Source organism: Yersinia sp. 2541 StPb PI, from assembly GCF_052217145.1.
Taxonomy (GTDB): domain Bacteria; phylum Pseudomonadota; class Gammaproteobacteria; order Enterobacterales; family Enterobacteriaceae; genus Yersinia; species Yersinia enterocolitica_E.
The window spans coordinates 3,773,166-3,798,899 of the sequence record NZ_JAZGQB010000001.1 but is presented as its reverse complement, the minus strand read 5'-3'; the positions used below and the strand labels follow the sequence as shown (position 1 = coordinate 3,798,899).

Sequence of the window (25,734 nt, the reverse complement as noted above, 5' to 3'; positions counted from 1 at the left end):
AAAAGGTAATGAAATTGAATAACAAACTGCGTATCACCGCGATTTTGGTGACGGCACTTATGGCTCAGCAAGCAACAGCAGCGATTGCACTGGATAGAACCCGGGCGATTCTTAATGGCGGCGATAAGTCGATCAGCTTGAACATCAGCAACCAGAATAAGGAGCTACCTTATCTGGCGCAGGGATGGATTGAAGATGAGCAGGGTAACAAAATCAATTCACCGTTGACGGTAGTTCCACCGGTTCAGCGAGTAGAGCCTGGCGCGATGAGTCAGTTAAAAATACAAAGCTTGCCTGCTGTGAGTCAGTTGGCGCAAGACCGGGAAACCTTGTTCTATTTTAACCTGCGTGAAATTCCACCGCGGTCGGACAAACCCAATACTTTGCAGATTGCACTGCAAACGCGCATCAAACTTTTCTACCGCCCAGTTAGCATCGTGCCACAAAAGGCTGATATGTCGACACCTTGGCAAGAGAAGTTACAGCTGACTCGTCAGGGTGATCGTTATCAGGTTAATAACCCAACGCCGTATTACATCACGTTGGTCGATGCCAGTGACGGCAAAGCCGGGAAAACAGCAGCCGACTTCAAGCCGCTGATGATCGCACCAAAAGCGCAAAGCATGTTGGATGTCAGTGCCGCCGCATTGGGCAGCAAACCGGTACTAACTTATGTCAATGATTTTGGCGGTCGTCCCAAGCTGATATTTAGCTGTTCGGGGAGCACGTGTTCTGTGGTTGAAAGCATCAAGTAACGGTGTATTTCAGGGCGCTGCATAAGAAGAATACTGGGCGGGTGTCAGGCTGAACGATGAATAAGGAATATGGGATGACTGTTGTTTGTAAGGGAATAGTTACCCGGCGGGCCATGAGGTCCATCTTTGGGATGACAGCCATCGTAGGGACAGCGGCCGCAGTGATGACTATGTTGTTAAGTAGCTCAGCATGGGCATTAAATAAGTCTGCGACAGTCAATGTCTCAGTCACTATTTTTGCCGCACCGCCTTGCGAGATTAACGGTAACAATACTATCAACGTTAATTTTGGCGATACCGTCCTGACATCAAATATTGATGGTAGCAACTACATGCAGCCGGTGAATTATACGTTGAACTGTACTTCGGCCGCCTCTAATGCACTGAAATTAAGCATTAATGGTAATGGGGCAAATTTTGATACCAGTGTCTTGAAAACGAGTAATTCAGGTCTGGGGATCAAGTTGATACGTAATGGGCAGTCATTCCCACTGAATACGGCATCCAACTTTACCTATCCGAATGTTCCTGTATTGCAGGCAGTACCGGTTAAACAAACAAATGCAACGTTGAGCACGGGCTATTTTTCCGGCTCAGCGACCCTGGTTGTGGAGTACCAGTAATGAAAATTAATTCACTGATTTCACGCTGTTCCATTGCGGTGGTACTGACTCTCGGCAGTACGTTGGCCTATGCGGACAACATGCTGTTCTCCGGCACATTAATTAATCCGCCGCCCTGCGTGATTAACAATACCGGCACTATCCTTGTCGGTTTTGGCAATGATGTTCTGACTTCGCGGGTTGATGGCACTCAGTATATGCAGCCGGTGACCTATACATTGAATTGTACTGGGGCTGTATCCAATGCGCTGAAAATGACAATTAAAGGAAATGGTGCTGGTTTTGATTCCAGTGTCTTGAGCACGAATAATTCGGCGCTGGGGATCAAATTGCTACGTAATGATCAAGCATTGTCACTGAATAGTGCTTTCACCTTTTCCTATCCGACTATCCCGGTGCTGAAGGCCGTACCGGTCAAACAACCCGGTGCAACGTTGAGCGCGGGAGATTTTTACGGTACAGCGACCATGGTTGTGGAGTATCAGTAATGAAAAACGGATCACTGATATCGCGTTGTTCCATTGCGGTGGTACTGACACTGAGTAGCACGCTGGTGTATGCGGATGACGTATTGTTCACGGGGACATTAATTAACCCCGCCCCTTGTGTGATTAATGGGGGAAATACGATAGATGTGCCTTTCGGGGAAAATCTGGGCGTGAACAAGATCGATGGTATTAATTATACCCGGGATGTGCCTTACAGCATGACCTGCGAAACAACCAGTAGCAGTTTGGAATTAGGTCTAACGATTGTCAGTGCATCGGTTACTACATTTGACTCCGCAGCGATACAAACCGATGTTCAGGATCTGGGTATTCGTTTACTGAAAAACGGTGTTCCTTTTGCACTTAATACCCGTGTTGCTTATGACAAAAATAACCCACCGGTACTTAAGGCCGTACCTGTTAAAGCTGCTGGGGCAACATTAAGTGAAGGAAGTTTTGAGGCTACCGCTACTTTATTAGTGGATTATCAATAGGATCAAATGATGACTAATTTAAATCTGCTGATGCGCCGTGGGCGAGCTATTTTAAGTATTCTAATTCTGAATTTATTTTGGATGATACCGGTATCGGCCGCTGACAATATGCGTTTTCATGGCGCCTTGGTCGCAGAGCCTTGCACTATTCGTCCCGGTGATGAAGCTATTAGTTTGAATTTTGGCACTATCGTCGATAAATATCTGTATTCGAATCAGCGTACATCAGGTAAACAGTTTCAACTACATCTGGTCGATTGCGATATCAGCTTAGGTACGACAGCCAATATTGTATTTACTGGTAATGATAGTGTTAATTTACCTGGGTTATTGGCGGTTGATGGCAGTGATGTTGGAATCGCCATTGGTCTTGAAACAATGGCGGGGACACCTCTGTATCTGAATCAGTCGAGTGACGATATTGCACTTGATACAGGAAATAACGTTATTACCTTGAAAGCTTATGTTCGGGGTGAACCCGAGGCGATATCTCAACGTACTATTAAGCGCGGTGAGTTCAATGCGGTCGCAACATTTAATCTGCAATATTATTAATGGGATCTCCCCTCTAATCTTATTTCAATACGAATATGTTAACGCTGAAAATCATTATCAACAGCTTAAATGCCGATATGCGGATAGAGACAATGGAACTTAAACGAATGACAAAGCCTAATATGCGACTAAGTCATAAATATTGCTGGCTAATTGCTTGCGTACTGTTTTTATTTCCGCTTTATAGTCAGGCCAGTGCCTGGGTTTCGACGCAAACACGAACCGGCGGTCAATATACCGGAACATTCTCCTGGCCGACGGAGGAGTTGAGCAACGTACTTTGTACCTCCTCATCTTGTTCTGTGGCGATATGTCACTACTCCACTCTTGAAGCTGAGCGGTGTGTTAACCCGAGTGGGGCATCAACGCGAGTCATTGTTTCTCAAGGAGCAACGGCGCAGACCATGCGAGATGCGTTTGTCAGTCGCAATGGCGCTTCTGGAAGTTGGAGCACCACGACCCCGGTTTTGAGTTCATCAAACACCTGTTTTGGCATTCTCTATTGGCAAGGGGTTGGTGATTTAAACTTTACCGGTAATCAGATCCCAGGCTCTTATTGTGGTGCGGTTCCTCCAACGCCAGAAACCTGTGAGGTTACCAATGATGTCTATATCAACCACGGCTCGCTTAATCAGCAAAATGTCGATGGTGCGATAAAAAGTGAACCGCTCATTATCAACTGTACAGCCAGAACATCGGTGAAATTAACGCTGGTCGGTGGGAAAAATATTAATCTTGGGCAAAATGGCAATCTGACTTCGACCTTAAAAGTGTCAGGGCAAGACTTATCCAATGGCGTGACGGTAACGGCAGCGATAGGCAACACCCCTTTCCAGATCGAATCAACACTTCATGCGCCAGCATTGCCTGACGCAGGTACATTTAGCGGGAGTGGAGTGGTTATTATGTCCTATCTCTAAATGTAGAATTATATGCATTCATTATTTGAGTGCATGATGATTATGAATATGAAATAGTGTTTTAAATTCGCTATTTTCATATTCATAAGTTGGGTGGTTTTACTGTTGTTTATATATGGCAGGGGGCTCCCATGGCATTTATTTATATATTATTTGAAATTAAATAAATGTTATCTTTAAGTTGTAATGTGTTGTACTAATATAGTATAACGCTGTTGCGTTAGATTAGTTAGGTATTAGGCTATAACCTAAATAATTCGAGTTGCAAGAAGGCGGCAAGGGAGATAATCCCGATGAGTTTACATGAGTAAGCGATTCGGGTTATTGAGCGTAGCCAACACACATGCAGCTTGAAGTATGACGGGTATACAACCTAAAAATGAAACGCATACTTCAATGGGCTATTAAATAAATAGGCTATAAATTTTTCTTTTAAGGATTTTCTCATGAAAAAAATGAACATGGCAGTTGCAAATACAATCGTTGGCGGTACTGGTCAAACTTGTAAAGATACTTTCCAGTGGCAGACTAGCGGTACAACTGCAACTTGCATGGCAGTAACTACTTGTACTGACAAACACGGTAAAGTATTAAGCACTACTTCTGCACCTAGCAACATTGCTAACTGCCGTTAATTAAGTATTTGTTAATTTTTATCGATATTTAATAGTATCCCAGGCAAGTGCGGGAGGGATTTCTGTACTTGCCTGACTTATTTATTCAAATGTGTCATCGATGCTTAAATTCAAGAATTTTCGCATTAATTGAATGTTAGAAAGATTATTTCGTGGGCATAAATGTTATTTGATTCTGTTTATGTCTTACCTGAACTCTGATTGTGAATAGAACTGAATCTATGTCTACTGAAAAAAATATGTTTAGGAGTAAGGGATTTTTTATAGGCTATACACTGTTAGTTATCCTTATTTCTTCATTGATAACAACGGCCTATTTCCACTATTTCGTTCTTAATCAGGATGAACAGGAAACCCTATTCGCTGTCAGCAACAGTGAAGTTGAAAACAGCCCAATCAAAGACGATAAAAGCATTATCGAGATTTTCTCTTATGGCTGCCATTACTGCGCCATCAATGAAGAGAATGTCACCCAATTAGAAAACCGCATGCCAGCAGGGACGCGTTTTATCCGCCTGCATATCAGCAGTGATAAAACTACCGGCTTGGGGCGTTTTGCACCTATTTTCGCCACTTTATCCGTCATGGGTATTGAACCGCAGCATCGCCAAAGTGCCTACAAAGCGGTACTGGAAGACAACATTGACCTGAGTGATAACAGCCAACTCGAAACCTGGCTAAAAGCCAATGGCATTGATGTTGCCAAATATCAGCAAGTCAGCCAGTCAGCTGAAGTTAAAGAATTGATCGCGTATATGACGGCAGTGACTGCGCATTACAAGATAGACGCCACCCCGAGCTTTATTGTCGGTAAAAAATGGATAGCGTTGCAGGACAGGGAATTCCCAGCGTTCTCAGATCATCTCTTGTCATTACTCGAGCACGATAAGGCGCTGGAGAAATAATGAGACTGTTAGCCGTATGGGGTTACTTTGCCTGGAGAAACCAGCTCGACAAGCTGGCTTTGAGTGGGCGGTTACTTGCCCGCGGGCAAGCCAGGCTGGCTTGCTGGCTGTTACGGCACGGTGATTATCGTTTCTTACTGATGCTCGGTGCTTTGCGCCGGGCTTTAGGCTTGATGCCAAAGCGACAGAAGAATCTGGCGCGAGTGGCGGCGGCCAACAGCCAGTGTTTATTGAATGGTGACAATAGTCCATCAGCACAGAATTTTATGCGTACCGCCCAGCGCCGTCAGGTATTGGAGCTGGCAGCGACTTATGGCCAAAACCGGCGGGTTTTAGCTCAGTTAGCAGCATGTACTCAGCAGTTAGATAGCCAGGTTCGTGCACTGCATGAGGCCGGCTCACCGGTTATTTTAGCGCCGCTGCATATGGTTTCTGATGTGCTCGCTGGCATGGTGGGGGCTAATGCTTATCCGGGGCAGGCGACCGTGGTGGTATCAGCCAGTGCCGAGGCGTATGAAGAGCAGGCGCGGCAGATGGGCGGGGTGAATATTTCCTATTGTTCCATCCATGCTGACAGCCGTGCAATCGCCGGTAACCTGATGGAAGCCATCATGGAAGCGGCCGAGCATAAGCGCAATATTATGATTTTCCCAGATATTACGCCGGATTACACCGTCAATAACCAGATGGCTGAAACGGCAAAAATACCCTGCCAATTATTCAACCGCCCAGCCAATTTACACAGTGGCATTATTCGCCTTGCCAGAGCACTTTCAGCGCAGGTGGTTTTTTATTATCTGTACTACGACAAAGAAATAAAAATAAATATTTATCCTGCTCTTAGCGCGCGAGAAGTGAAAAGTAAATTACCCGAATTGATTGAAACATCAATGACGCAACATCCGCAAGATTGGCTGTTATGGCACTCACATTCGTTATTTTTTATTAACGAATAATGGCACTCATAAAGAATAGTAGAAAATGGAAAAGATAATCCCGACCCAGGTTTTTCAAAGCGAAACCAATGAATGCGGTTTAGCCTGTATTGCGATGCTGGCACAGACGCAAGGCATCAACGCGCCGTTGGAAAGCTTACGGGAGCGTTATCCTGCCTCGGCGCATGGCACGTCATTGGCTACGCTTTGTACTATTTTATCTGAATTGGCGATACCCGCTTACCCGGTGGTGTTTGAACATCAGGAGCTGTCTGCCTTACCGCTGCCCGCCATTCTGCATTATGGCGCGAACCACTACGTGTTACTTGCTTACCGTAAAGGCAACTATGTCTGTGTGATGAATCCGGCAATCGGTCAGCAATTGTTGCCAATGGATGCTTTGAAAGCGGAAATTAGCGGTTATGCCTTGGTGTTGGATCCAGAAACACCGGCAGACCCAGAGGCGGTGAAGAAAATTGAACACAGTACGCGATTGAGCGCACTGGACTGCATGAGCTTGAAAGAGACCGCCAGTGTTCGTGGCATCTACTGGCTGATGACGCTGGCATTTTTGATCTCGCTGACGCTGTTTATCATGCCGACCATGGTCAGTAGCGCCATTAATGACGTATTTTCTTCTGCGGGTGATAAAGACTTCCCCTATTTCTATTTCCTATTGGCTTTTGTGGTCTCAACGTCACTTGCTTTTTGCGTGCGATACATCACCGAGCGTTATATCAAACACTTTGTGGTGCTAAATAGTGTCGCCGGCTTCTCCCGTTTGCTCAGTCATTCACTTAACTTTTTTGATAAACGCGCACCGGGTGATATTTTCAGCCGCTTCTCCAACTGGCAAATGGCAGCTACGCAAAAAATAGAACTGGATAACGGCCTGCGTACCGACTGGATAATCGGTGCTATTGCGCTGGCGGTGATGTGCTATATGAGTCCGGTGCTGGCGATGGTTTCTGCCGTCGGCGTGATGCTGATGGGGCTTATCAGTATTTGGGCCATCTACCGTGACCGTTATTACACCCAACAGTTACAAGTAAAAGGTGCTGAGCAAAGTGATTTTATTCTGGAAACCATTCAGGGATTTTCCACTATTAAATCAGCCGGTTTGGCCAGTCAACGCCAAGGGGTGTTTGCCGGTCTGGCACTTTCATTATTCAGTGCGTTACAGAAGAAAAAAATTTACGATCAGGTCAAAAATAGTCTGTATCAACTGATCGGCAGCCTGGAAATGGTGTTCTTTATGCTGCTGGCGTTGCCGTTGTTGAAGCAGGGGACGCTGAGTTTGGGGGAATTCTTTGCCTATAGCTTTGTCCGTGAGATCTTTACCTCGTATATCACTAAGATCTTCTATGCGATTTTGCAGAAAAACCAACTGCATGTCATTGATATCCGTGCCCGTGATCTGTTCCCTGCTGGGGAGGCAACACCCTCAAGCAGCGATTCAACGATCCCACCGGCGATCCCGGCATTTACCCGCCAATTGGTCTATCAGAATATCCGTTTTGCCTATGACGCCAGTCAGCCGGTATTGCGCAATTTGTCGCTGTCACTGACGCGTGGGCAAAGTGTGGCGATCATCGGGGAATCTGGTGCGGGCAAAAGTACTTTGTTGAAAGTGATGGCGGGGTTGATGCCACCACAGCAAGGGCAGGTATTGGTGGATGGGGAGCCGGTAGATTTTCAGCAGGCCCATGCCTTGTTCTTCCTGCAAAGCCAGGAAGATATCCTGTTTAATGCCTCGGTATTACAAAACATCACTTTGTTTGATGGGCATGTCGATGCTGAAAAACGTCAACGTATTGAACGTTCACTCCAAGGGCTGCAATTAACCCCGGTTATCGATAAGTTGCCCGGTGGCCTCAGCGCTTTGGTACGTGAAAGCCATGCCGCACTCTCTTTAGGCCAGCGTCAGCGGTTATTGCTGGCCAGAGCGATGTACAGCGATTGCCCGGTATTGGTGTTAGATGAACCTACTGCCAATCTGGATGAAGATACCGCCCATCAGGTGATGCAGACCTTATTGGCACATTGCCGGGAATATCAGAAAACACTGATCACCGTGACACACAGTGAAAGTGTCTTACCCATGTTTGACAGTGTTTTCCGCTTAAATGACGGTCAGTTGGCGCGTTTTGCGCAATCTGCGGCATTAAGCCGCCTGACACCGGTTGCAGGTTAATTATGCGTATAAACATAGTGAACAACAGACCACGGTTACTCCTGATCCTGCTTATTACACTGCTGTTAGTTATCGGCGGTGGGGTAGTGCTGTGGTTATCTAATAGCGAGCAGGACGTACCGCAATTAAGCGAAACTATTGGTCGCGGTGATATCGAACGAAACGTCATGGCAACCGGCAGCTTAAAACCCTCATTGCAGGTGAATGTCGGCGCGCAGGTCAACGGGCAGCTAACCAAACTCTATGTTAAACAGGGCGATCGCGTCACTCGTGGCCAATTGTTAGCTGAAATAGACCCGACCTTGCAGCAAAACGAGTTACGGAAATCGGAAGCTGAATTACAGAGCGCGCAGGCACAAAAGCAGGCAAGCCAAGCGTTGTTACGCCAATATCTACTTGAATTTCGCCGTCAACAGACTTTGGCAACGGAAGGTTCTGGTGTGAAAAGTGCGCTAGAAAAAGCACAGGCGCAATACGACAGCCAGTTAGCACAATTGCACGTTAACGAAGCGCAAATTGTGCAAAGCCAAATGTCACTGGAAACCGCCAAAGCCAATCTGGGTTTTACCCGCATCATGGCGCCGATTGACGGCGAAGTACTGGGGATTGTCACCAAAGAGGGACAAACCATTGTTTCCTCGCAAACCGTGCCGACAATTTTGGTGCTGGCGAATGTCGATACCATGACGGTTCACACCCGTATTTCAGAAACCGATATTCTCAAAGTCAGCGTTGGGCAGCCACTATGGTTCTATGTGGTCGCTGACCCCGAGCGCCGCTATGAGAGCCGGATGGATGCTATTCAGGAAGCGTCGGCAGAAAGCTTGCGCGAAGAGAGTTCCGTCACATCTAACAGTCAGCAACCTTCTGCCGTCTATTACAACGGCATATTCAGCATTGCCAACCGTGAGCGACTATTGCGCACATCAATGACGGCGCAGGTATTCATTATCACCGCGCAGGCGAAAAATGTGTTGCGAGTACCGCTATCAGCGCTGGGGAGTCAACAGTCAGATAAACGCTATCAGGTTCAGGTCATCCAAGGCAAACAAACGGTGGTTCGTGAGGTATTGCTCGGTCTGCGTAATGATCAATATGCCGAAGTAAAAGAAGGCTTACAGCCAGGTGATCAGGTGGTGCTAATGGGTGCACCTTCGGGAGTCACTAATGCGCGCTAATACCATTGATTCACCATGTCCGTTGATCGAACTTAATGGCATTTATCGCCATTTTGCGTCGGGTAGCCAATCGGTCGCGGTCCTTAAAGATATCTCGCTGTCTATTGGTAGCGGCGAAATGGTGGCGATCATCGGTGCTTCCGGGTCAGGTAAATCGACGCTAATGAATATCATTGGTTGCCTTGATAAGCCAACTCAGGGGGAGATGTCGATTCATAACATCTCTACCCGGCAGGCCAGCAGTGAGCAACTGGCGCAATTAAGAAGCCAGTACATCGGTTTTATTTTTCAGCGCTACCACCTGATGCCATATCTGACGGCAACGGAGAATGTGGTCATTCCGGCACTTTACACTGCTATGCCATCTGCTGAGCGTCAGGAGCGTGCGGCCTATTTATTGCGCCGCTTAGGCCTTGGTCAGCACCTGTTACACAAACCAGCACAGCTTTCGGGCGGGCAACAGCAGCGTGTCAGTATTGCCCGCGCTCTGATGAATGGTGCCGGTATTATTTTGGCCGATGAGCCGACCGGTGCGCTCGACAGAGCCAGTGGGCAAGAGTTGATGGGAATATTGCATGGCCTGCATCAGTCCGGCCACACCATTATTATCGTGACCCATGATCGTAATATCGCTAATCAGGCCCAGCGCATTATTGAGATAAGCGACGGTGAAATCATTGCTGATCGCCATAATGAGGCGTCTGAGACGGAGGCTGTTCACGCCGCGTTACCCGCCACACTGGCAACGGGTCGGCCACACTGGTGGTTGAGTGTCAGGGAAGCTATCAAAATGGCCTGGCGCTCACTGCTCGGGCATCGTATCCGTGCTTTCTTATCGATGTTGGGCATCATTATCGGCATCTCATCGGTGGTCTCTTCCATGGCGGTGGGCGAAGGTGCGCGTCAAGAAATTCTAAGTGAAATCAGTCAACTGGGTACCAGTAATCTGGATATTCGTCCCGGATTGGGCTGGGATAAACCGCGCCCTGATTTTGAGCGCGCACTCACGCAGGCAGATGTGGCATTACTTAGCCAACAACCCTATGTCGATAGCGTGTCACCGGTGGTGAGCAAGATGGTTGCCGCGGTGCGTGGCGACAAACAAGTGATGATTTCGCTCTCTGGGGTCAGTAACGGTTTCTTTCAAGTAAAAGGGCTGAGTTTTACTGTGGGCGATGGTTTTACCCAGCACCACGTCAATGCGCGTGAGCCGGTGGTTATCTTGCAACCTGAACTCAGTGACACCCTGTTTGCTGTTGGGGAAAATCCGATTGGCGAAATTGTTCAACTCGATGGTATTCCTCTGCGGGTGATCGGGGTCGCCAAGCGTAATGGTTCGTCATTTGGCGGGTTATTGGCCGCTTGGATGCCTTATACCTCACTCACCGAGCGCATTTCAGGTGATATTCCACTCGAATCAATCACCGTGCGGGTACGTGAGGGTTACAACCTGAATGAGGTGCAGCGCGAGGTTGAAACGCTGCTGGATATGGCCCACGGCCAGCGGGACTTTTTCATTCTAAGCAATGACCAGATGAGCAAAGCGATTCAGAAAACCTCTGATTCGATGACATTGTTAATCACTTCCATTGCCGCGATTTCGTTGCTGGTGGGTGGGGTTGGGGTGATGAATATTATGCTGGTGTCAGTGACTGAACGGACCCATGAAATTGGTATTCGCTTGTCAGTTGGTGCTCGCCCCAGCGACATCATGATCCAGTTTCTGATTGAAGCGGTGGTTATCTGTACTCTCGGCGGCTTGATTGGGATTATCGGTTCGGCGCTGGCGGGGGTGATTTTCTCGTGGGTTACCCAAGAATTTACTATGATTTTTACCTGGCCGCCGTTAGTGCTGGCGTGCAGTTTCTCTGCGCTTATCGGGCTAGGGTTTGGTTTTTTCCCGGCGCGCAATGCCGCCCGTTTGCACCCAACCGAGGCACTGGCACGAGAATGAGCAGACTGATTAATGTAGGACTTATCATGCTGCTGTTAACCGGCTGCGGTTCATCACTGAAAAGCGATTATCAGCGCCCCATGCTGTCGGTTCCCGAGGAGTGGCGGGTTAAAGATACTGGCGGGGGTTACCTGCATCACAGTGTGCACTGGTGGGAAAATTTCGATGATCCACAACTGTCTGACAGCATCAGTCGGATGTTGGTCAGTAATAATGACTTAGCTGCTGCTGGCCTGAAGTTACAGCAGGCGCGCCTGACGGCAGGGCTGACCAATACCAATTTGACACCGGATATCACCATGACCGGTGCGGGCAGTAATACCCGTTCCCTGAATGAAAATACCCAGCCGCGAGAAAGCTATAGCACCTCGCTTGGTCTGAGTTACGAGCTGGATTTGTGGGGCAAACTGGCCCGCGCCCGTGAGCAATCCGCCTGGCTGGTCAATGCGACCGAACAAGATCGACAAGAAACTGCACTGTCACTGATTGGGACCACTGCGGATCTCTATTGGCAGATTGCTAAATTTAACCAGCAGTTGGGCTACCAACAGGCGGCGTTAGCTATTTCGCAAGATACGCTCAACATTGTGCGCTCGCGTCTGGCGGCGGGGGATGCCAGTGAAATTGAACTATTGCAGGCACAACAAGCCCTGCTGGATAGACAAAATCAGTATCAAAATCTCGAACAACTGCGGGAAGCTGCACGTAATGCCATGGCACTGCTGTTTAACCGCGCGCCTGATTATCGTCAGGCCGAACGCAAGTCATTGGATTTACAACAGCAAGTTGCGATAGCGGAAAGTTTACCGTTACAGGTGATTGCTCAACGGCCTGATGTGCAGGCTGCCGAATGGCGCTTGCGTGCAGCCTTGGCCGGATCTGATGTTGCCAAGCTGAATTTCTACCCGACCCTTTCGCTAGGAGCGAGTTTAGATGCCGGTAGCGCGGTGTTTTCACAATGGTTTAGCAACCCGAGCCGGACACTCAGTGTCAACAGCGCGCTGCCTTTCCTCCAGTGGAACACTGTGCAGCTCACCATCGAGCAGTCAAAGCTGGAAGTGAAATTGGCGGCTGTTGATTTTCGCAGCAAGGTTTATAGCGCCTTGAAAGATGTCGATGACGCGATGACGGCACGGCTGAGCTATCAGCAACAAAAACAGAATCAGTGGCAAAACCTGCAACTCAGCCAACGTCGGCTAATCCTGACTAACAGCCAATATCAAGCAGGTGCCGTCTCATTTCAGACCTTACTGGATGCGCAGGATGCCCTGCTGACCAGTGAAACCAATTTGCTCGAACTTCAATATAACTACCTAAATGCCACCATGAAACTGTGGTTGGCGCTAGGGGGGGGTGTTGATAACAGCAGGGAAAGTAAAGGAATTAAATCATGACAAATACAAATAAACAGCGCCGCGTGGTGGTAACCGGCTATGGCAGCGTGACCCCGATGGGCATGACGGCACAGCAGAGCTGGGCGGCGATTATGGACTATCAATTGGGTTATCGTTATTACGATAAATCTGAGCAGGGTATCAAGTCGCGCTTTTTTGGTTTGCTTGAGGCTGAGCCGAATCTGAAATCAGTGCCTGCGGCTATCCGCCGCCGCCTACCGCGTTATGCCCGTTTGGTACTGGCGGCAGCGAAAGAGGCGATGGGGATGGCCTTCGCCGAGCAATCTCCTGAGGCTTATTATGACTTGTTGGACTGCGGAACCATCATTGGTAGCGGTTGGGCGGGGCAGGATGAAACACATGATAACTATGAAGGTTATCTGGCAACCGGGCTGGGTACGCCTTTTGGCTGCTTCCTCTCAATGCCTAATGCGGGCACTGCGGCGTGCAGCCTGTACTGGGGGTTACGCGGCTATCAGAACTCCCCGATTGCTGCCTGCGCTACCGGGACCATTGCCATCGGTGATGCATTTGAAATTATCCGTAGTGGTCGGGCGTCAATGATGCTGGCAGGGGCGGGTGAATCATTGCGCAGCGATGCCGCAGTATGGAATATCGATATTCTGGGTGCACTGGCGCGCGAGCAAGACGATATCACCAAAGCCAGTTGCCCGTTTAGTTTGGATCGCAACGGCTTTGTGCTGTCTGAAGGTGCGGCGGTACTGTGCTTGGAAGAACGAGAAGGTGCGATTGCACGCGGTGCGACCATCCTCGGTGAGATCAAAGGTTACGGTAACTACTCTGATGCATTTGATTTCACCGCACCGGCGGAAGATCGGGTGGCGCGGGTGAAGACTATCCGTCACGCCTTGCAACAGGCCGGTTTGAGTGCTGATGAGATTGATTATGTGAACTTGCACGGCACCTCGACCCAGCTTAACGATCTCAATGAGACTCAGGCCATTAAACAGGCCTTTGGCGAAGCGGCTTATACCACGCCACTGTCCAGTACCAAATCTTATTCCGGCCATCTGATTGCGGCGGCGGGCAGTTTTGAATCCATTATCTGTCTGCAAGCGCTTGAGCATCAGATAATGCCCGCCACCTGTAATTTGAAAAATGCTGATCCACAGTGCGACCTTGATTACATCAGCGAGGGGCATCGACCTAAAGCACTGCGCAATACCCTAAACCTGAGTTTCGGTTTTGGTGGCGCCAATGCCGCCTTGGTTATCGGGCTGGATTGAGCATGATATTCAACTACACCCTCAGTGATGCACAGCGTTGGGCTGCGTTTTCCGGCGATTACAATCCGATCCATTTTGATCTGCAACATGCACAACGGTTCGGCCAACAGGCACTTACCGTACATGGTATGCGTGCGATGTTAGATATCAAATATCAGCTCAGTGCTGGGTTATTACCCTGCTTGCCTGCAACGGATTTTCTGCGTTTTAACACCCGTTTACGTCAGCCGGTTCTGTGCAATACCCCCTACTACCTGCAACTCGAGCAAGGGGCTAGCCAGGCCAGTGGCAATCTGGTGGATATTGGCAGCGGCGAAAACTGTTTTAACAGCAAATTGCGCAGCGCACCGGCGTTGGTATTGTCAAAAAGCGAGCATTGGTCGGTCCTCTCGGCGGATAACCTTCATCAGTTAAGCCAACAGTATCCAGGAGATGCCACGCAACCTGCTGAATGTTGGGGTTTTTTCGATGCGTTGCTGTTTAAGTTATTAGTCGCCGCCCCACAAACACTGGCCACCGCAAAACAGGTGTTACCGGGCATTCAGGCTGACACCTTGATTGATGTCTTTAAGCATGTGCCAGTCATCCAGACTCACCATGACGTGCATTTCAGTGCTGAATTTATGGGCGTCAATAACCCAAATTTATTTGTCCGTGGCGCATTGCGCTACAGCATCGAGCCAACACTTATCGTCGGTAATGCCGATGATGGTTGGGTATTGCGCGCCGCTATTCAGGCCCGCTTAGATGCTGGGGCATTAATTACCACCGCTGTAACATTAAAAACGTGGCCATTAGCCGCGCACTAAATAAGGATAAGACCATGGAAAAGTATCAACACGTCTATGACACCGTTTGTGAAATGTTATCTGACGCCAAAGATCTGGAAATGTCGGCATTGTCGCCGGATATGCCGCTGCATCAGCTAAAACTCGACAGCCTTGATTATGTCGAGCTGATGGTGCTGGCAAAGCGCGAATTCGGGGCGACGCTGAATGCGGAAATGTTTATGGAAAATCCAGATATGACTTTAGGCGAGCTTTGCCAGAAGTTGGCAGAACAGAAGAAATAATATTATGAGTAGGCAATGGGTATTAATTACCGGTGGTAGTCGTGGTATTGGCCGTGCTTTGGTCGAAGAACTGGCCAAAGAGTGGAATGTGGTCTTTACCTGGCGCAGCGGTGAGCAACAGAGTCACGATGTGATAGAAAGCTGTGCCGGCCTGCCTGGCTGGGTAACCCACTATCGTTGTGATGGTAGCGATGAAGCGGATGTCGACCACCTCGCGCCACAACTGCTGGCTAAGTATGGTGCGCCCGGCGCGGTAATCCATAATGCGGGTATTACTGGTGATGGCCTGCATATTCAGCAAAATGGCGATAACTGGCGCAATGTGATGAACACCAATTTGAACGCTATCTTCTATTGGAATAAGCACCTATTGCCGCCGATGATCATGCAGGGCGAGGGCGCAGTTTTGCTGATGTCGTCGGTAACCGCTATCAAAGGCAATGTCGGGCAGAGCGCATATGGTGCCAGTAAAGCCGCAATGATTGGCCTTAGTCGCTCATTGGCGCTGGAGATGGGGCGTTTTGGTATTCGGGTTAATTGCCTGCTGCCGGGGATAATCGACAGCGATATGACGCGCGCGATGCCTGCCGATGCCTTAAAAGGCTTACGTAAACAGATACCACTACGGCGTTTAGGTGATGCGCAAGAAGTCGCCCGTGTCAGTGCTTTTATGATAGGCAATGACAGCCGCTATATGACCGGGCAAACACTGGTATTGGACGGCGGATTGACCGCCTAATTCAGGTAGCCTGTTCAAATACACTTGGCCTGACCCCATCTTGAATTTCGTATGGATGGCGGGCAAAATCCCACTTTTCGCGGTGTTGTTATCAACGTGTTTGTTGGGTAATCGGGGGGCCAGCCCCCCTTTATATCGTAGGTCGACACAGGATAACGGCGGTTACACCCAACCCTGGGTGCGGAACATTTTTAGCACCGAGACAAAGGCCATCATCTCTTCCGGCGTCCCTAACGTGAGGCGGTTCCAACCCACAGCGGGGGGAAATTCACGCCCGACAAACACGTGATATTGTTTCATGCGGTTTTGATAGGTTTTCACATCCCCGTTCACCTGATGAAAAACAAAGTTTGCCTGCGACGGAACATAGGATAATTTCAGTTCGTCCAGGGTCTGAGTAACAATTCGACGCGCCTGATCGGCTGACTGGCGGCTGTATTGTACAAAGGCTTTGTCTTGCAACGAGGCTAAAGCCGCCGCTGCGCCGGCGGTATTGGTGTTATCCAGCGAAACAAAGTTTTCCACCGCGGCTATCAGTTCTGGATGCGCGATACCATAACCTACCCGAAGGCCCGCTAGCGCGTAAATTTTGGAGAATGTCCGGGTGACCAACAGATTTTTGTGGCCGGCTTGAACCAGCCCGATAGCACTGCGAAATGCAGGATCGCTGACAAACTCGGCATAAGCCTCGTCGATGATAAACAAGGTTTCCGGTGAGGCATTTTTAATCCAGGCTTCAATAAGGTTTGCCGGGGTAATGGTCGCGGTAGGGTTATTCGGATTACACAGATAGACGATTGAACGCCCTTTGAAGCTGGCGACTTTCTGCTGCATTACAGGCAGGTCAAATGCCATTTCTTTGGTCAGAACGACTTTCTCAATGGGAATGCCAAAAGGCTTGGCATAGAGTTCGGCGTAGTTAAATGTAGGGTCCGGCACCACGAGCTGGATTGGTGTATTCGCAAGTTCAGCTTGGCGGATAACCGCTTGAATGACGGCCTGAATCGTCTCTGATGAGCCATTCCCCAGCGAGATATTCTCGGTTTTGAGTTGGTATTCTGTGGCGATATTAGCAATCAATTGTTCGCGGGCAGCATCGGGGTAGCGAAATGCAGTCGGCAACGCGGCGATAATAGCCTGATGCGCTTTTGGTGACATTCCTAACGAGTTTTCATTAAAATTCAACAGCAGTGGCTGCTGTTCAGTAGGGATCCGCGGTTGTGCGTTTATCTTAGAACTTTTGGCCTGAGCCGTTGAAATAAAGTTACCCAGTGTTAATCCGCCCAGTAATAGACCGGATGATTTTAACAGTGTACGACGATCCATGCTAACTTCCCCTGTATACCCCTTTACTTGTAGTTATAGGTGTATTAGCGACGTTCACTCACCCGAATGGCTTACTGACGTAAGTTGAACTGGATTAATGAGCCTTTTTGAGATTCACCCTACGGGCATGGCATACATGCTGTTCAAATCAGTTCATAACCGATTCTCCCTTCACCTACCGCTCACCTGCAACTACAACTTCTTTGGGTATAACGCTCTGTTACATTTTGTTATAAGTGGGATGAGCATAGCCTGAGGCCTTATTTTTAAGCAATACCTTTTATCATAAACTCATTTTTTACCAGTAACTTACAAGATTATTCTTATCACTATCGGCGAATTCAATTTAGTTTGGGTTATTGGCTATTCATGGCGAAGATATCCGTTACAAAATGGATAATAGCCCCTCAACATACCAACGGGTATTGCGGGGGTAATACTCGTTATTGACGCGGAATATATCCCCCTATCGGCCTTTTCCGACCCGTCATCGTGATGCTGCTCACAATAATTTGTGCAGTTGCCTAAAAAAACACGCCTTTATTGCCAATTTTGCAGCCAATCTCCTAATGACTAATGCAAGGTTATCTTCAATACTGATAAGGTGAAATGACATTCCATTTAAATAGATCCGATGTTTTATTATTTTAAGTGAGCTAAATCATCATAAAAAATAGGGGTTTGCTGCGTTAACTGACCAGAGACTCAATGAATTATAAAGGCAGGTAATCAGGTGAAAATAATATCAGTAGATGTAACCGTTTTTTCTTATCCGACTCGGCGTGTTTCTGATACCGCAGGGCACTCGCATCCAGGCGCAGAGTCCTTAGCCAAAATGGCCATGCTGACGCTGACCACTGACGAAGGTGATTGCGGTTATGCATTTGCACCACCGGAAGTGATTCGCCCGCACATCGTCAATAGCTTCTTTAAAAAAGTTCTGATTGGGCAAAACCCGTTTGACCGCGAACGGTTATGGAATGATCTGGTGCATTGGCAGCGCGGCAGTGCCAATCAGTTAACCGACCGGGCGCTGGCCATTGCCGAGCAAGCTATTTGGGATTTGTTGGGGCGCAAACTGGGCCAGCCAGTCTATAAATTACTGGGCGGATATCGCGACAAAGTATTGGCTTACGGTAGCACCATGTGTGGTGATGAGTTAGCTGATGGATTGTCGACCCCGGATGAGTATGCGCGCTTTGCCGAGCAACTGGTCGCCCGTGGCTATAAGGGTATTAAGCTGCATACCTGGATGCCGCCAGTCTCTTTTGCGCCAAGTCCGCAGATGGATGTTCGTGCTTGTGCGGCGGTGCGTGAAGCCGTCGGCCCAGATATTGCTCTGATGCTGGATGGCTACCATTGGTACAGCCGCAGTGACGCCCTCTATATTGGTCGCGAACTGCAAAAACTTAATTTCAGTTGGTTCGAAGAGCCGATGGAAGAGCAGAGCATGGCCTCTTACTGCTGGCTGCGGGAAAACCTACAAATTGACATTATCGGACCTGAAAGTCTGGCCGGTAAATACTTTAGCCGCGCTGATTGGGTGAAGGCCGGTGCCTGCGATATTTTACGCGCTGGCGTCCAAGGCGTGGGTGGTATCACACCTTGTCTGAAAGTGGCTCATCTGGCGGAATCGTTCGGCATGGATTGTGAAATCCACGGCAATGGTGCGCCGAATCTGGCGGTAGTCGGTGCAATCCGTAACTGCCGTTGGTATGAGCGTGGGTTGTTGCATCCATTCCTGGATTATGACGAGCCTGCCGCTTATCTCAACAGCATCATTGACCCGATGGACAGTGATGGCTATGTCTCTCTGCCAACGAGAGCAGGCTTGGGCGAAGATATTAATTTCGATTATATCGCCGCCAATACCCTTAGTGCTTGAAGCCGCGGCGGTGCGAACTGCCTACCTGCGACTCCAATCATTTTGGGGATAACTCTATTGTATCGACCTATAAAAACAAGCATTCAGATCTAGCCTTTTCTTACCGGAGATGGTCCATGAACGCGATAATAATAGTAAGAACACTCCTCTTTACCCTACTGTTCACCCTGACGTCGACCGGCGTCAGTGTCGCTAAAACACCTGATGACCAACTGATTGTTGGCATGAATATGAATAACCTGCTGTCGCTCGATCCGGCAGCCATGACCGGCAATGATGCTGTCGCTATCATTGTTAACCTGTACGACTCTTTGGTGGAACTGGATCCACACACTCCCAGTAAGGTGCTGCCCGGTGCTGCCACCGAGTGGAAAATCAGTGACGACGGCAAGTTGATCACCTTTACGTTGCGTGAGGGTATGAAGTTTCACTCCGGCAATCCCGTGACGGCGGCAGATTTTGCCTGGTCGATGAACCGCTTGATGCATCTGAATCTGGCACAGGCCACCACCTGGAAATCCTACGGTTTTACCGCCGATAACGTGGAGCAATTGATCCGCGCCAAAGATCCACTGACGGTAGAAATTGAGTTACCGAAACCCACCGATCCCAAGCTGGTAATTTATTCATTAGGTACCTTAGGTAGTGGGTCGATTCTTGATCGCGCCACCGTCATGCAGCATGAGAAAAACGGTGACTGGGGTAATGGCTGGCTAACCACCAATGAAGCGGGTTCTGGCCCATTCAAACTGGATGTTTGGCAGGCAAAAGATGTGTTACGTATCAGCCGGGTAGATAATTACTGGCAAGGTGACGCCAAAATGAAGCGGGTGATATTCCGCCACATGACTGAGTCGCAGGCGCTGCGCTTAATGATTGAAAAAGGCGATATCGATATCGCCAGCGGGATGTCGGTACCGGATATCAACGCGCTGAAAAGTAACCCGCAAATCCAGGTTGATGAGGTCCAGCGTGGCACTATTTATTATGTCGCGATGAGCCTGAAAGAGCCGCATTTTGCTAACCCTAAAGTACGAGAAGCTGTGCGCTATCTTGTTGATTATGATGGTATTAATAAAACGATTATGCCAGGTTATGGCATCTTCCATCAGCGGCCAATCCAGAAGGGTATGGATGTCACGCTACCGGATCCCGGCTACAAGTTGGATGTGGCTAAAGCTAAAGCATTGTTAGCGGAAGCCGGCTATCCCGACGGTTTCACCACCACCCTGCGGGTATTGTCTGATCCGCCGTTTATTAATGTCGCCACCTCGGTTCAATCGACACTGGCACAGGCAGGGATTCAGGCCAAAATTCTGACGGGCACCGGTAATCAGGTGTATGGCGCAATGCGTGATCGTCAGTTCGATATGCTGGTGGGTCGTGGTGGTGGTGGTGTCGATCCGCACCCGCACTCCAGTCTGCGTTCCATTGCTTATAACCCCGATAACAGCGATGCCGCCAAACTGACCAACTTCCAGGGTTGGCGCACTTCATTCTATGATCAACAACTCAACTCGCTGATCGACAACGCGTTAATCGAGAAAGATCCGGCTAAACAGAAGCAGATGTACATTGAAGTTCAGCAGCGTTATGACGCGCTATTCCCAGCCATTTTGCCGATTTCCCAAATGGTTGATTCGGTCGTCGTGCGTAAAGACGTGATGGATTATGTACCACATCCGTCGACCACAACCCGCCTGTTACAGGTGTATAAGCAGCGTTAAACCGCTGCATGTTGGGGGAGATAGCATGAATGTTTCAGATTGGATGGCTCCGCACGGGATCGTGCGGCGTTTATCGAAGCGCTTTTTGCAGGTGGCCGTAACCTTATTCGGTTTATTGATTCTTACTTTTATTATTGGTCGGGTGATGCCGATTGATCCGGTACTGGCGATTGTGGGTCAGGATGCGGATCAAAGTACCTATCAGCAGGTCTACCTGCAATTGGGGCTGGATAAACCGCTATGGTCACAGTTCTTTATCTATTTTAACTCACTGATCCACGGTGATTTGGGCAATGCCTTACTCACCGGCCGTCCGGTAGTGGATGACATTATCCGGGTCTTCCCAGCCACCATTGAGCTGGCAACCATGGCGATTCTGGTCGGGGCTGGTCTCGGTATCCCGTTGGGGGTCATGGCGGCAGCACGTCGCGGCAAGTTTGCCGACTATGTGGTGCGGTTTATTAGTCTGGCGGGTTACTCAACTCCGATTTTCTGGGTGGGCATGATGGGCCTGTTGGTGTTCTACGCCTGGCTAAACTGGGTGGGGGGGGCAGGTCGGGTAGATATGGCCTACGACGGTTTAGTTGATCGCCGCACTGGCTTATTGTTGATTGATTCGGCGCTGGCAGGGGAGTGGGAGGTGTTTCGCAGCGCGGTAAACCATCTGGTGCTGCCCGCTACCATTCTCGGTTTCCACTCGCTGGCCTATATCAGCCGTATGACCCGCAGTTTTATGCTGGCGCAGTTGTCACAGGAATACATCATTACCGCCAAAGTGAAAGGATTGTCAGAGTTTCAGGTGCTGTGGGGCCATGCATTCCGCAATATTCTGGTGCAATTGCTGACCGTGGTGGCACTGGCCTACGGCTCATTACTGGAAGGCGCAGTTTTGATCGAAACCGTCTTTTCATGGCCCGGTTTTGGCTCTTATCTGACGGGCAGTCTGTTATTGGGTGACATGAATGCGGTGATGGGCTGTGTATTACTGGTGGGGCTGATCTTTGTTTCACTGAATTTACTGTCTGACATGCTGTATCAGATCTTCGACCCGAGGACGAATCAATGATGCTTTCCTCCGAACCCGATAATGTCGTAGCGCGCCCTGAGATGAAACCTCAGGGATGGAAGCGCGGGCTACGGCGGGTAGTTAATTTCTTCCGTTTGTTAATGGGTAACCCGCTGACGGCTATTGGTGTCGCTATCATCGGTTTGCTGTTAGTGGTGGCATTCTTGGCTCCGTGGCTGGCGACCCATGATCCATTGGCGCAAGATCTCAATAACTCACTACAGGCACCCGGTAGCCAACATTGGTTTGGTACCGATGAGTTTGGCCGTGATCAGTACAGCCGGTTGATTTATGGTGCCCGTACCACGCTGTATATCGTGGCGCTGGTGTCAGTGACTGTGGGACCAATCGGCCTGTTATTGGGGGTGGTAGCGGGTTACTTCGGCGGTAAAGTCGACAGTATCCTGATGCGTATTACCGATATTTTTATCTCATTCCCGAGCCTGGTGTTGGCGCTGGCTTTTGTCGCGGCATTAGGCCCCGGTCTGGAGCATGTGGTTATTGCTATTACCCTGACGGCATGGCCGCCGATTGCCCGTCTGGCAAGGGCGGAAACCCTCTCTTTGCGTAATGCGGACTTTGTTTCTGCGGTGAAATTGCAGGGCGCGTCGCCACTGCGGATCTTGCTGCGTCACATTGTGCCGCTGTGCCTGCCGTCGGTAATCATCCGTATCACCATGAATATGGCCGGTATCATTCTGACTGCTGCTGGTCTGGGCTTCCTTGGTTTGGGGGCTCAGCCACCGGACCCTGAGTGGGGAGCGATGATCTCCAGCGGCCGCCGTTACATGATGGAGTGCTGGTGGCTGGTGACAATTCCTGGTCTGGCGATTCTGCTGAACAGCCTGGCATTCAACTTCCTAGGAGATGGCCTACGTGACATTCTTGACCCCAGAACAGAATAAATCAGTGCCTTTGCTGGAAGTGGATGACCTGCGGGTTAGCTTCGTCAATGGCAAACAGGTGACCGACGCGGTGCGTGGTGTTTCGTTTTCCCTTGGTAAGGAGAAACTGGCGATTGTCGGTGAGTCCGGCTCGGGTAAATCTACGGTTGGGCGGGCGCTGCTCAAGCTGCATCCGGCCAGTGCACAGATCCACGCCAATAGGTTACGCTTTGCCGAAGTGGATTTGCTGAAGGCCAGTGAAGCCCATATGCGTGAAGTGCGCGGTAAGCGTATGTCGATGATTATGCAGGATCCAAAATACTCGCTCAATCCGGTGGTGTGCGTGGGTGATCAGGTGGCAGAGGCCTATCTGGCGCACCATAAAGTCTCGCGACAGGAAGCGCGCGAGCGCGTATTGGCGATGTTTGATGTGGTGCGTATCCGTCAGCCACAAAGGGTGTATCACCTCTATCCACACGAGGTATCCGGCGGGCAGGGGCAGCGCATCATGATAGCGATGATGCTGATAACCGGGCCGGAAATGGTGATCGCCGATGAGCCAACCTCGGCACTGGATGTCTCGGTGCGTTTGCAGGTATTGGCGATGCTGGATGATTTGGTGCAAGAGCGTGGCTTGGGGCTGATCTTTATTAGTCATGATATCAATCTGGTGCGCAGTTTCTGCGATCGGGTGCTGGTGATGTATGCCGGTAGGGTCGTGGAGTCGATCGCGGCCTGTGACCTTGATCAGGCGCAACACCCCTATACCCGTGGTTTGCTAAATGCATTACCGGATATCGGTAACCGCCGTGATCGCTTGCCGGTTATGGTGCGTGATCCGGCCTGGATGAATGGTTAAGGAGCCTGTTATGTCTGCAAATGCGATGATTGAAATCAATAACCTTAACCTTATTTTTGGCGAAGGCAGCCAGCAGAATCAGGTGTTGTTTGATGTTAATCTGACGGTGAATAACGGTGAGATTTTTGGCTTGGTTGGGGAGTCCGGTTCGGGTAAAACCACAGTGCTGAAATGCCTGGCGGGGCTGTTTAACCATTGGAGCGGTCAGCTAACCTTGAATCAGATCCCCTTGGCACACCGCATTGAGCGTGAGCGCTGCCGCCATGTTCAGATGGTGTTTCAGGATCCCTATGGTTCGCTGCACCCGCGTCATACCATCGAATACATTTTGTCTGAGCCACTGATTATCCATGGCATTGGTGATCGCGACCAACGGATCGACACTATTTTAGATAAAGTGGGCCTCAACCGGCAGTTTCGCCAGCGCTATCCCCATCAGCTCTCGGGTGGGCAGCGCCAGCGCGTCGCCATTGCGCGGGCATTGATTCTTGAGCCGCGGGTATTGCTGCTGGATGAACCGACCTCGGCTCTGGATGTGTCGGTGCAGGCAGAGATCCTAAATCTGCTGGCTGAGTTGCAACAGCGGGAGAAACTAACCTATCTGATGGTGACTCATGATCTGGGGGTCATTGCTCATCTTTGCCATCGGGTTGCGGTGATGCAACATGGCCGGATTCTGGAAACACTGAACACTGAGGATTTGACCACTGATTGCGAAAAAACCGCTTATACCCATATGCTGGTAGATGCCAGCCGCCACTATAGCCGTGATTTGGCGCAAAAAGCTGCCGAGATGTCGTAATCGCGTCAGGCGCTTCTGCGAGGGAGCGCCTGCGCCTCAGGACTCATCAGCCATCTTCTTAAGCCACTGAATAAAGGCGTTAATCTTCGGCCATTGCCGGTCGGATAATGTTGAAATGTAATAGCGTTGTTCACATCTGACTTCCATGTCGGGGAACGGCATAATCAACTCTTGGTTTTCCAACCGTTTATTGACCAGCTTTTTACGGCCCATCGCCACCCCAACATGATTTATGGCTGCGATAATCGCCAAATCGGAGCGATCAAACCCCATGCTGCGCTGGGTGGGATCAAGATCAAAACCGATTTGCTGACTCCAGCTATTCCACTCACTGCGATCGGAATCATAGCTCCAGGCTTGCCGATCGTGCAGTAAGGTGCACTGCCGCAGATTGATCAGATTGCCGTGTAACTGATGTTTTTCCGCATATTCCGGGCTGCACACGGGGACCATCGATTCATCCATCAAGTGTTGATATGACAGTTTCTCCGGCGTTTTATCATCGAAATAAATCGCTAAATCAATGCCGCCGCCCTGAAAGTTAACATTCTCATTGCCGGTCAGAATATTCAGGCTAATGGCCGGATAGCGATGGGCAAAGTCCGCCAATTTTGGTACCAGCCAACATTGGGCGATGGATGGCCGGGAATAGACGGTTAATGTACCGGACAACTCCTGATTTTTTATCTCCAAAATTTCCTGATTCAGGTACTCCAGCGACGATTTAAGTACCCAAAAGACGCGTTCCCCCTCGCTGGTGAGTTCCACTTTACGATGAAAACGCTGGAACAGTTTGAACCCTAACTCCTCTTCCAAACTATTGATCCTGTGGCTAACGGCACTGGGGCTGATGGATAACTCATCAGCCGCCAGCGCAAATGAGCTGTGCCGCGCGGCAATTTCAAAGGTATAGAGTTTGGATAGCTGATAACCATTAAGCAGCTTATTACGGGTGATATAGCTTTTTTCCGGGTACATGGCGGCGGCTCAGACAATCATTTTTGACTCAATAGCATATCGTATTTATTGCTGGAGCAGATATTTAGGGTTATCTAATGTGATGCAAACCTGAATAAATCATAAAACTTTGACTGATA

25 protein-coding genes are annotated in these 25,734 nt (G+C 49.4%); 23 read left to right on the top strand and 2 right to left on the bottom strand.

Going from position 1 to position 25,734, the window contains the following annotated elements; all coding sequences use genetic code 11:
• Window positions 1-8: 8 nt before the first annotated feature.
• The 17 genes from V1953_RS17110 (at window position 9) to V1953_RS17030 (ending at window position 16,088) form a co-directional block, all read left to right on the top strand.
• A complete protein-coding gene (locus V1953_RS17110) occupies window positions 9-755 on the top strand; it encodes a fimbria/pilus periplasmic chaperone (RefSeq protein ID WP_372568708.1) in 747 nt (248 codons plus the stop codon).
• A gap of 74 nt (window positions 756-829) precedes the next feature.
• The gene (locus V1953_RS17105) at window positions 830-1,378 is read left to right on the top strand and encodes a fimbrial protein (RefSeq protein ID WP_442851336.1); all 549 of its coding nucleotides are present in this window, start codon (window positions 830-832) and stop codon (window positions 1,376-1,378) included.
• Entirely contained in the window at window positions 1,378-1,866 is a 489-nt protein-coding gene (locus V1953_RS17100; protein ID WP_083160371.1) for a fimbrial protein, read from the top strand. Before V1953_RS17105 ends, V1953_RS17100 begins: the two co-directional genes overlap by 1 nt.
• On the top strand, window positions 1,866-2,360 hold the full coding sequence (locus tag V1953_RS17095) for a fimbrial protein (protein WP_083160369.1): 495 nt from the start codon (window positions 1,866-1,868) through the stop codon (window positions 2,358-2,360). Before V1953_RS17100 ends, V1953_RS17095 begins: the two co-directional genes overlap by 1 nt.
• Before the next feature lie 9 nt (window positions 2,361-2,369).
• On the top strand, window positions 2,370-2,915 hold the full coding sequence (locus V1953_RS17090; protein WP_083160367.1) for a fimbrial protein: 546 nt from the start codon (window positions 2,370-2,372) through the stop codon (window positions 2,913-2,915).
• A gap of 92 nt (window positions 2,916-3,007) precedes the next feature.
• Entirely contained in the window at window positions 3,008-3,835 is an 828-nt protein-coding gene (locus V1953_RS17085) for an MrpH family fimbial adhesin (RefSeq protein WP_083163847.1), read from the top strand.
• A 446-nt stretch (window positions 3,836-4,281) separates the two neighbouring features.
• Window positions 4,282-4,470, top strand: coding sequence for a DUF4762 family protein (locus V1953_RS17080; RefSeq protein WP_005167317.1), 189 nt, complete (start codon window positions 4,282-4,284; stop codon window positions 4,468-4,470).
• A 221-nt stretch (window positions 4,471-4,691) separates the two neighbouring features.
• Window positions 4,692-5,375, top strand: a complete 684-nt coding sequence (locus V1953_RS17075; protein ID WP_442851153.1) for a DsbA family protein — start codon at window positions 4,692-4,694, stop codon at window positions 5,373-5,375.
• Entirely contained in the window at window positions 5,375-6,331 is a 957-nt protein-coding gene (locus tag V1953_RS17070; RefSeq protein WP_083160365.1) for an ABC transporter, read from the top strand. Before V1953_RS17075 ends, V1953_RS17070 begins: the two co-directional genes overlap by 1 nt.
• A 25-nt stretch (window positions 6,332-6,356) precedes the next feature.
• Entirely contained in the window at window positions 6,357-8,504 is a 2,148-nt protein-coding gene (locus V1953_RS17065) for a peptidase domain-containing ABC transporter (RefSeq protein ID WP_442851152.1), read from the top strand.
• Between the two features lie 2 nt (window positions 8,505-8,506).
• Window positions 8,507-9,682, top strand: coding sequence for an efflux RND transporter periplasmic adaptor subunit (locus V1953_RS17060; RefSeq protein ID WP_083160361.1), 1,176 nt, complete (start codon window positions 8,507-8,509; stop codon window positions 9,680-9,682).
• Window positions 9,672-11,636: an ABC transporter permease gene (locus V1953_RS17055; RefSeq protein WP_442851151.1), complete on the top strand. Its 1,965-nt coding sequence runs from the start codon at window positions 9,672-9,674 to the stop codon at window positions 11,634-11,636. Before V1953_RS17060 ends, V1953_RS17055 begins: the two co-directional genes overlap by 11 nt.
• Entirely contained in the window at window positions 11,633-13,030 is a 1,398-nt protein-coding gene (locus V1953_RS17050) for an efflux transporter outer membrane subunit (protein WP_102970466.1), read from the top strand. The genes V1953_RS17055 and V1953_RS17050 overlap by 4 nt, the downstream gene beginning before the upstream one ends.
• A complete protein-coding gene (locus V1953_RS17045) occupies window positions 13,027-14,277 on the top strand; it encodes a beta-ketoacyl-[acyl-carrier-protein] synthase family protein (RefSeq protein ID WP_442848935.1) in 1,251 nt (416 codons plus the stop codon). The genes V1953_RS17050 and V1953_RS17045 overlap by 4 nt, the downstream gene beginning before the upstream one ends.
• Before the next feature lie 2 nt (window positions 14,278-14,279).
• Window positions 14,280-15,086 (top strand): hypothetical protein, encoded by an 807-nt coding sequence (locus tag V1953_RS17040; protein WP_442851150.1) that lies wholly within the window; start codon window positions 14,280-14,282, stop codon window positions 15,084-15,086.
• Between the two features lie 14 nt (window positions 15,087-15,100).
• Window positions 15,101-15,349, top strand: a complete 249-nt coding sequence (locus V1953_RS17035; protein WP_042568505.1) for an acyl carrier protein — start codon at window positions 15,101-15,103, stop codon at window positions 15,347-15,349.
• Window positions 15,350-15,353: 4 nt separating this feature from the next.
• On the top strand, window positions 15,354-16,088 hold the full coding sequence (locus V1953_RS17030) for an SDR family NAD(P)-dependent oxidoreductase (protein ID WP_442851149.1): 735 nt from the start codon (window positions 15,354-15,356) through the stop codon (window positions 16,086-16,088).
• A 162-nt stretch (window positions 16,089-16,250) separates the two neighbouring features.
• Here the strand turns inward: V1953_RS17030 and V1953_RS17025 are convergent, their stop codons facing one another.
• Window positions 16,251-17,414 (bottom strand): pyridoxal phosphate-dependent aminotransferase, encoded by a 1,164-nt coding sequence (locus V1953_RS17025; RefSeq protein ID WP_442851148.1) that lies wholly within the window; start codon window positions 17,412-17,414, stop codon window positions 16,251-16,253.
• A gap of 733 nt (window positions 17,415-18,147) precedes the next feature.
• Between V1953_RS17025 and V1953_RS17020 the strand changes: the two genes are divergently transcribed.
• The 6 genes from V1953_RS17020 to V1953_RS16995 all read left to right on the top strand — a co-directional run bounded on the left by V1953_RS17020 (window position 18,148) and on the right by V1953_RS16995 (window position 24,637).
• Window positions 18,148-19,299: a mandelate racemase family protein gene (locus tag V1953_RS17020; RefSeq protein ID WP_372558083.1), complete on the top strand. Its 1,152-nt coding sequence runs from the start codon at window positions 18,148-18,150 to the stop codon at window positions 19,297-19,299.
• Between the two features lie 116 nt (window positions 19,300-19,415).
• Window positions 19,416-21,026, top strand: coding sequence for an ABC transporter substrate-binding protein (locus V1953_RS17015; RefSeq protein ID WP_442851147.1), 1,611 nt, complete (start codon window positions 19,416-19,418; stop codon window positions 21,024-21,026).
• Between the two features lie 25 nt (window positions 21,027-21,051).
• Complete coding sequence (locus tag V1953_RS17010) at window positions 21,052-22,092, top strand: ABC transporter permease (protein ID WP_050132832.1); 1,041 nt, start codon at window positions 21,052-21,054, stop codon at window positions 22,090-22,092.
• A gap of 41 nt (window positions 22,093-22,133) precedes the next feature.
• Entirely contained in the window at window positions 22,134-22,997 is an 864-nt protein-coding gene (locus V1953_RS17005; RefSeq protein ID WP_072088690.1) for an ABC transporter permease, read from the top strand.
• Window positions 22,960-23,835, top strand: coding sequence for an ABC transporter ATP-binding protein (locus V1953_RS17000; RefSeq protein ID WP_080608135.1), 876 nt, complete (start codon window positions 22,960-22,962; stop codon window positions 23,833-23,835). Before V1953_RS17005 ends, V1953_RS17000 begins: the two co-directional genes overlap by 38 nt.
• 25 nt (window positions 23,836-23,860) lie before the next feature.
• A complete protein-coding gene (locus tag V1953_RS16995) occupies window positions 23,861-24,637 on the top strand; it encodes an ABC transporter ATP-binding protein (RefSeq protein ID WP_083163844.1) in 777 nt (258 codons plus the stop codon).
• Window positions 24,638-24,673: 36 nt separating this feature from the next.
• On the opposite strand, the gene dsdC is transcribed toward V1953_RS16995, so the two are convergent.
• Window positions 24,674-25,615: a DNA-binding transcriptional regulator DsdC gene (gene dsdC, locus V1953_RS16990; protein WP_050089255.1), complete on the bottom strand. Its 942-nt coding sequence runs from the start codon at window positions 25,613-25,615 to the stop codon at window positions 24,674-24,676.
• Window positions 25,616-25,734 lie beyond the last annotated feature (119 nt).

Coding starts and splice junctions, on each gene's coding strand:
- V1953_RS17100 (WP_083160371.1), top strand. CDS start 1,378: ATGAAAATTAATTCACTGATTTCACGCTGTTCCATTGCGGTGGTACTG.
- V1953_RS17055 (WP_442851151.1), top strand. CDS start 9,672: ATGCGCGCTAATACCATTGATTCACCATGTCCGTTGATCGAACTTAAT.
- V1953_RS17065 (WP_442851152.1), top strand. CDS start 6,357: ATGGAAAAGATAATCCCGACCCAGGTTTTTCAAAGCGAAACCAATGAA.
- V1953_RS17075 (WP_442851153.1), top strand. CDS start 4,692: ATGTCTACTGAAAAAAATATGTTTAGGAGTAAGGGATTTTTTATAGGC.
- V1953_RS17080 (WP_005167317.1), top strand. CDS start 4,282: ATGAAAAAAATGAACATGGCAGTTGCAAATACAATCGTTGGCGGTACT.
- V1953_RS16995 (WP_083163844.1), top strand. CDS start 23,861: ATGATTGAAATCAATAACCTTAACCTTATTTTTGGCGAAGGCAGCCAG.
- V1953_RS17005 (WP_072088690.1), top strand. CDS start 22,134: ATGAAACCTCAGGGATGGAAGCGCGGGCTACGGCGGGTAGTTAATTTC.
- V1953_RS17070 (WP_083160365.1), top strand. CDS start 5,375: ATGAGACTGTTAGCCGTATGGGGTTACTTTGCCTGGAGAAACCAGCTC.
- V1953_RS17015 (WP_442851147.1), top strand. CDS start 19,416: ATGAACGCGATAATAATAGTAAGAACACTCCTCTTTACCCTACTGTTC.
- V1953_RS17050 (WP_102970466.1), top strand. CDS start 11,633: ATGAGCAGACTGATTAATGTAGGACTTATCATGCTGCTGTTAACCGGC.
- V1953_RS17045 (WP_442848935.1), top strand. CDS start 13,027: ATGACAAATACAAATAAACAGCGCCGCGTGGTGGTAACCGGCTATGGC.
- V1953_RS17010 (WP_050132832.1), top strand. CDS start 21,052: ATGAATGTTTCAGATTGGATGGCTCCGCACGGGATCGTGCGGCGTTTA.
- V1953_RS17000 (WP_080608135.1), top strand. CDS start 22,960: ATGGCCTACGTGACATTCTTGACCCCAGAACAGAATAAATCAGTGCCT.
- V1953_RS17090 (WP_083160367.1), top strand. CDS start 2,370: ATGACTAATTTAAATCTGCTGATGCGCCGTGGGCGAGCTATTTTAAGT.
- V1953_RS17030 (WP_442851149.1), top strand. CDS start 15,354: ATGAGTAGGCAATGGGTATTAATTACCGGTGGTAGTCGTGGTATTGGC.
- dsdC (WP_050089255.1), bottom strand. CDS start 25,615: ATGTACCCGGAAAAAAGCTATATCACCCGTAATAAGCTGCTTAATGGT.
- V1953_RS17035 (WP_042568505.1), top strand. CDS start 15,101: ATGGAAAAGTATCAACACGTCTATGACACCGTTTGTGAAATGTTATCT.
- V1953_RS17085 (WP_083163847.1), top strand. CDS start 3,008: ATGGAACTTAAACGAATGACAAAGCCTAATATGCGACTAAGTCATAAA.
- V1953_RS17095 (WP_083160369.1), top strand. CDS start 1,866: ATGAAAAACGGATCACTGATATCGCGTTGTTCCATTGCGGTGGTACTG.
- V1953_RS17110 (WP_372568708.1), top strand. CDS start 9: ATGAAATTGAATAACAAACTGCGTATCACCGCGATTTTGGTGACGGCA.
- V1953_RS17105 (WP_442851336.1), top strand. CDS start 830: ATGACTGTTGTTTGTAAGGGAATAGTTACCCGGCGGGCCATGAGGTCC.
- V1953_RS17060 (WP_083160361.1), top strand. CDS start 8,507: ATGCGTATAAACATAGTGAACAACAGACCACGGTTACTCCTGATCCTG.
- V1953_RS17025 (WP_442851148.1), bottom strand. CDS start 17,414: ATGGATCGTCGTACACTGTTAAAATCATCCGGTCTATTACTGGGCGGA.
- V1953_RS17040 (WP_442851150.1), top strand. CDS start 14,280: ATGATATTCAACTACACCCTCAGTGATGCACAGCGTTGGGCTGCGTTT.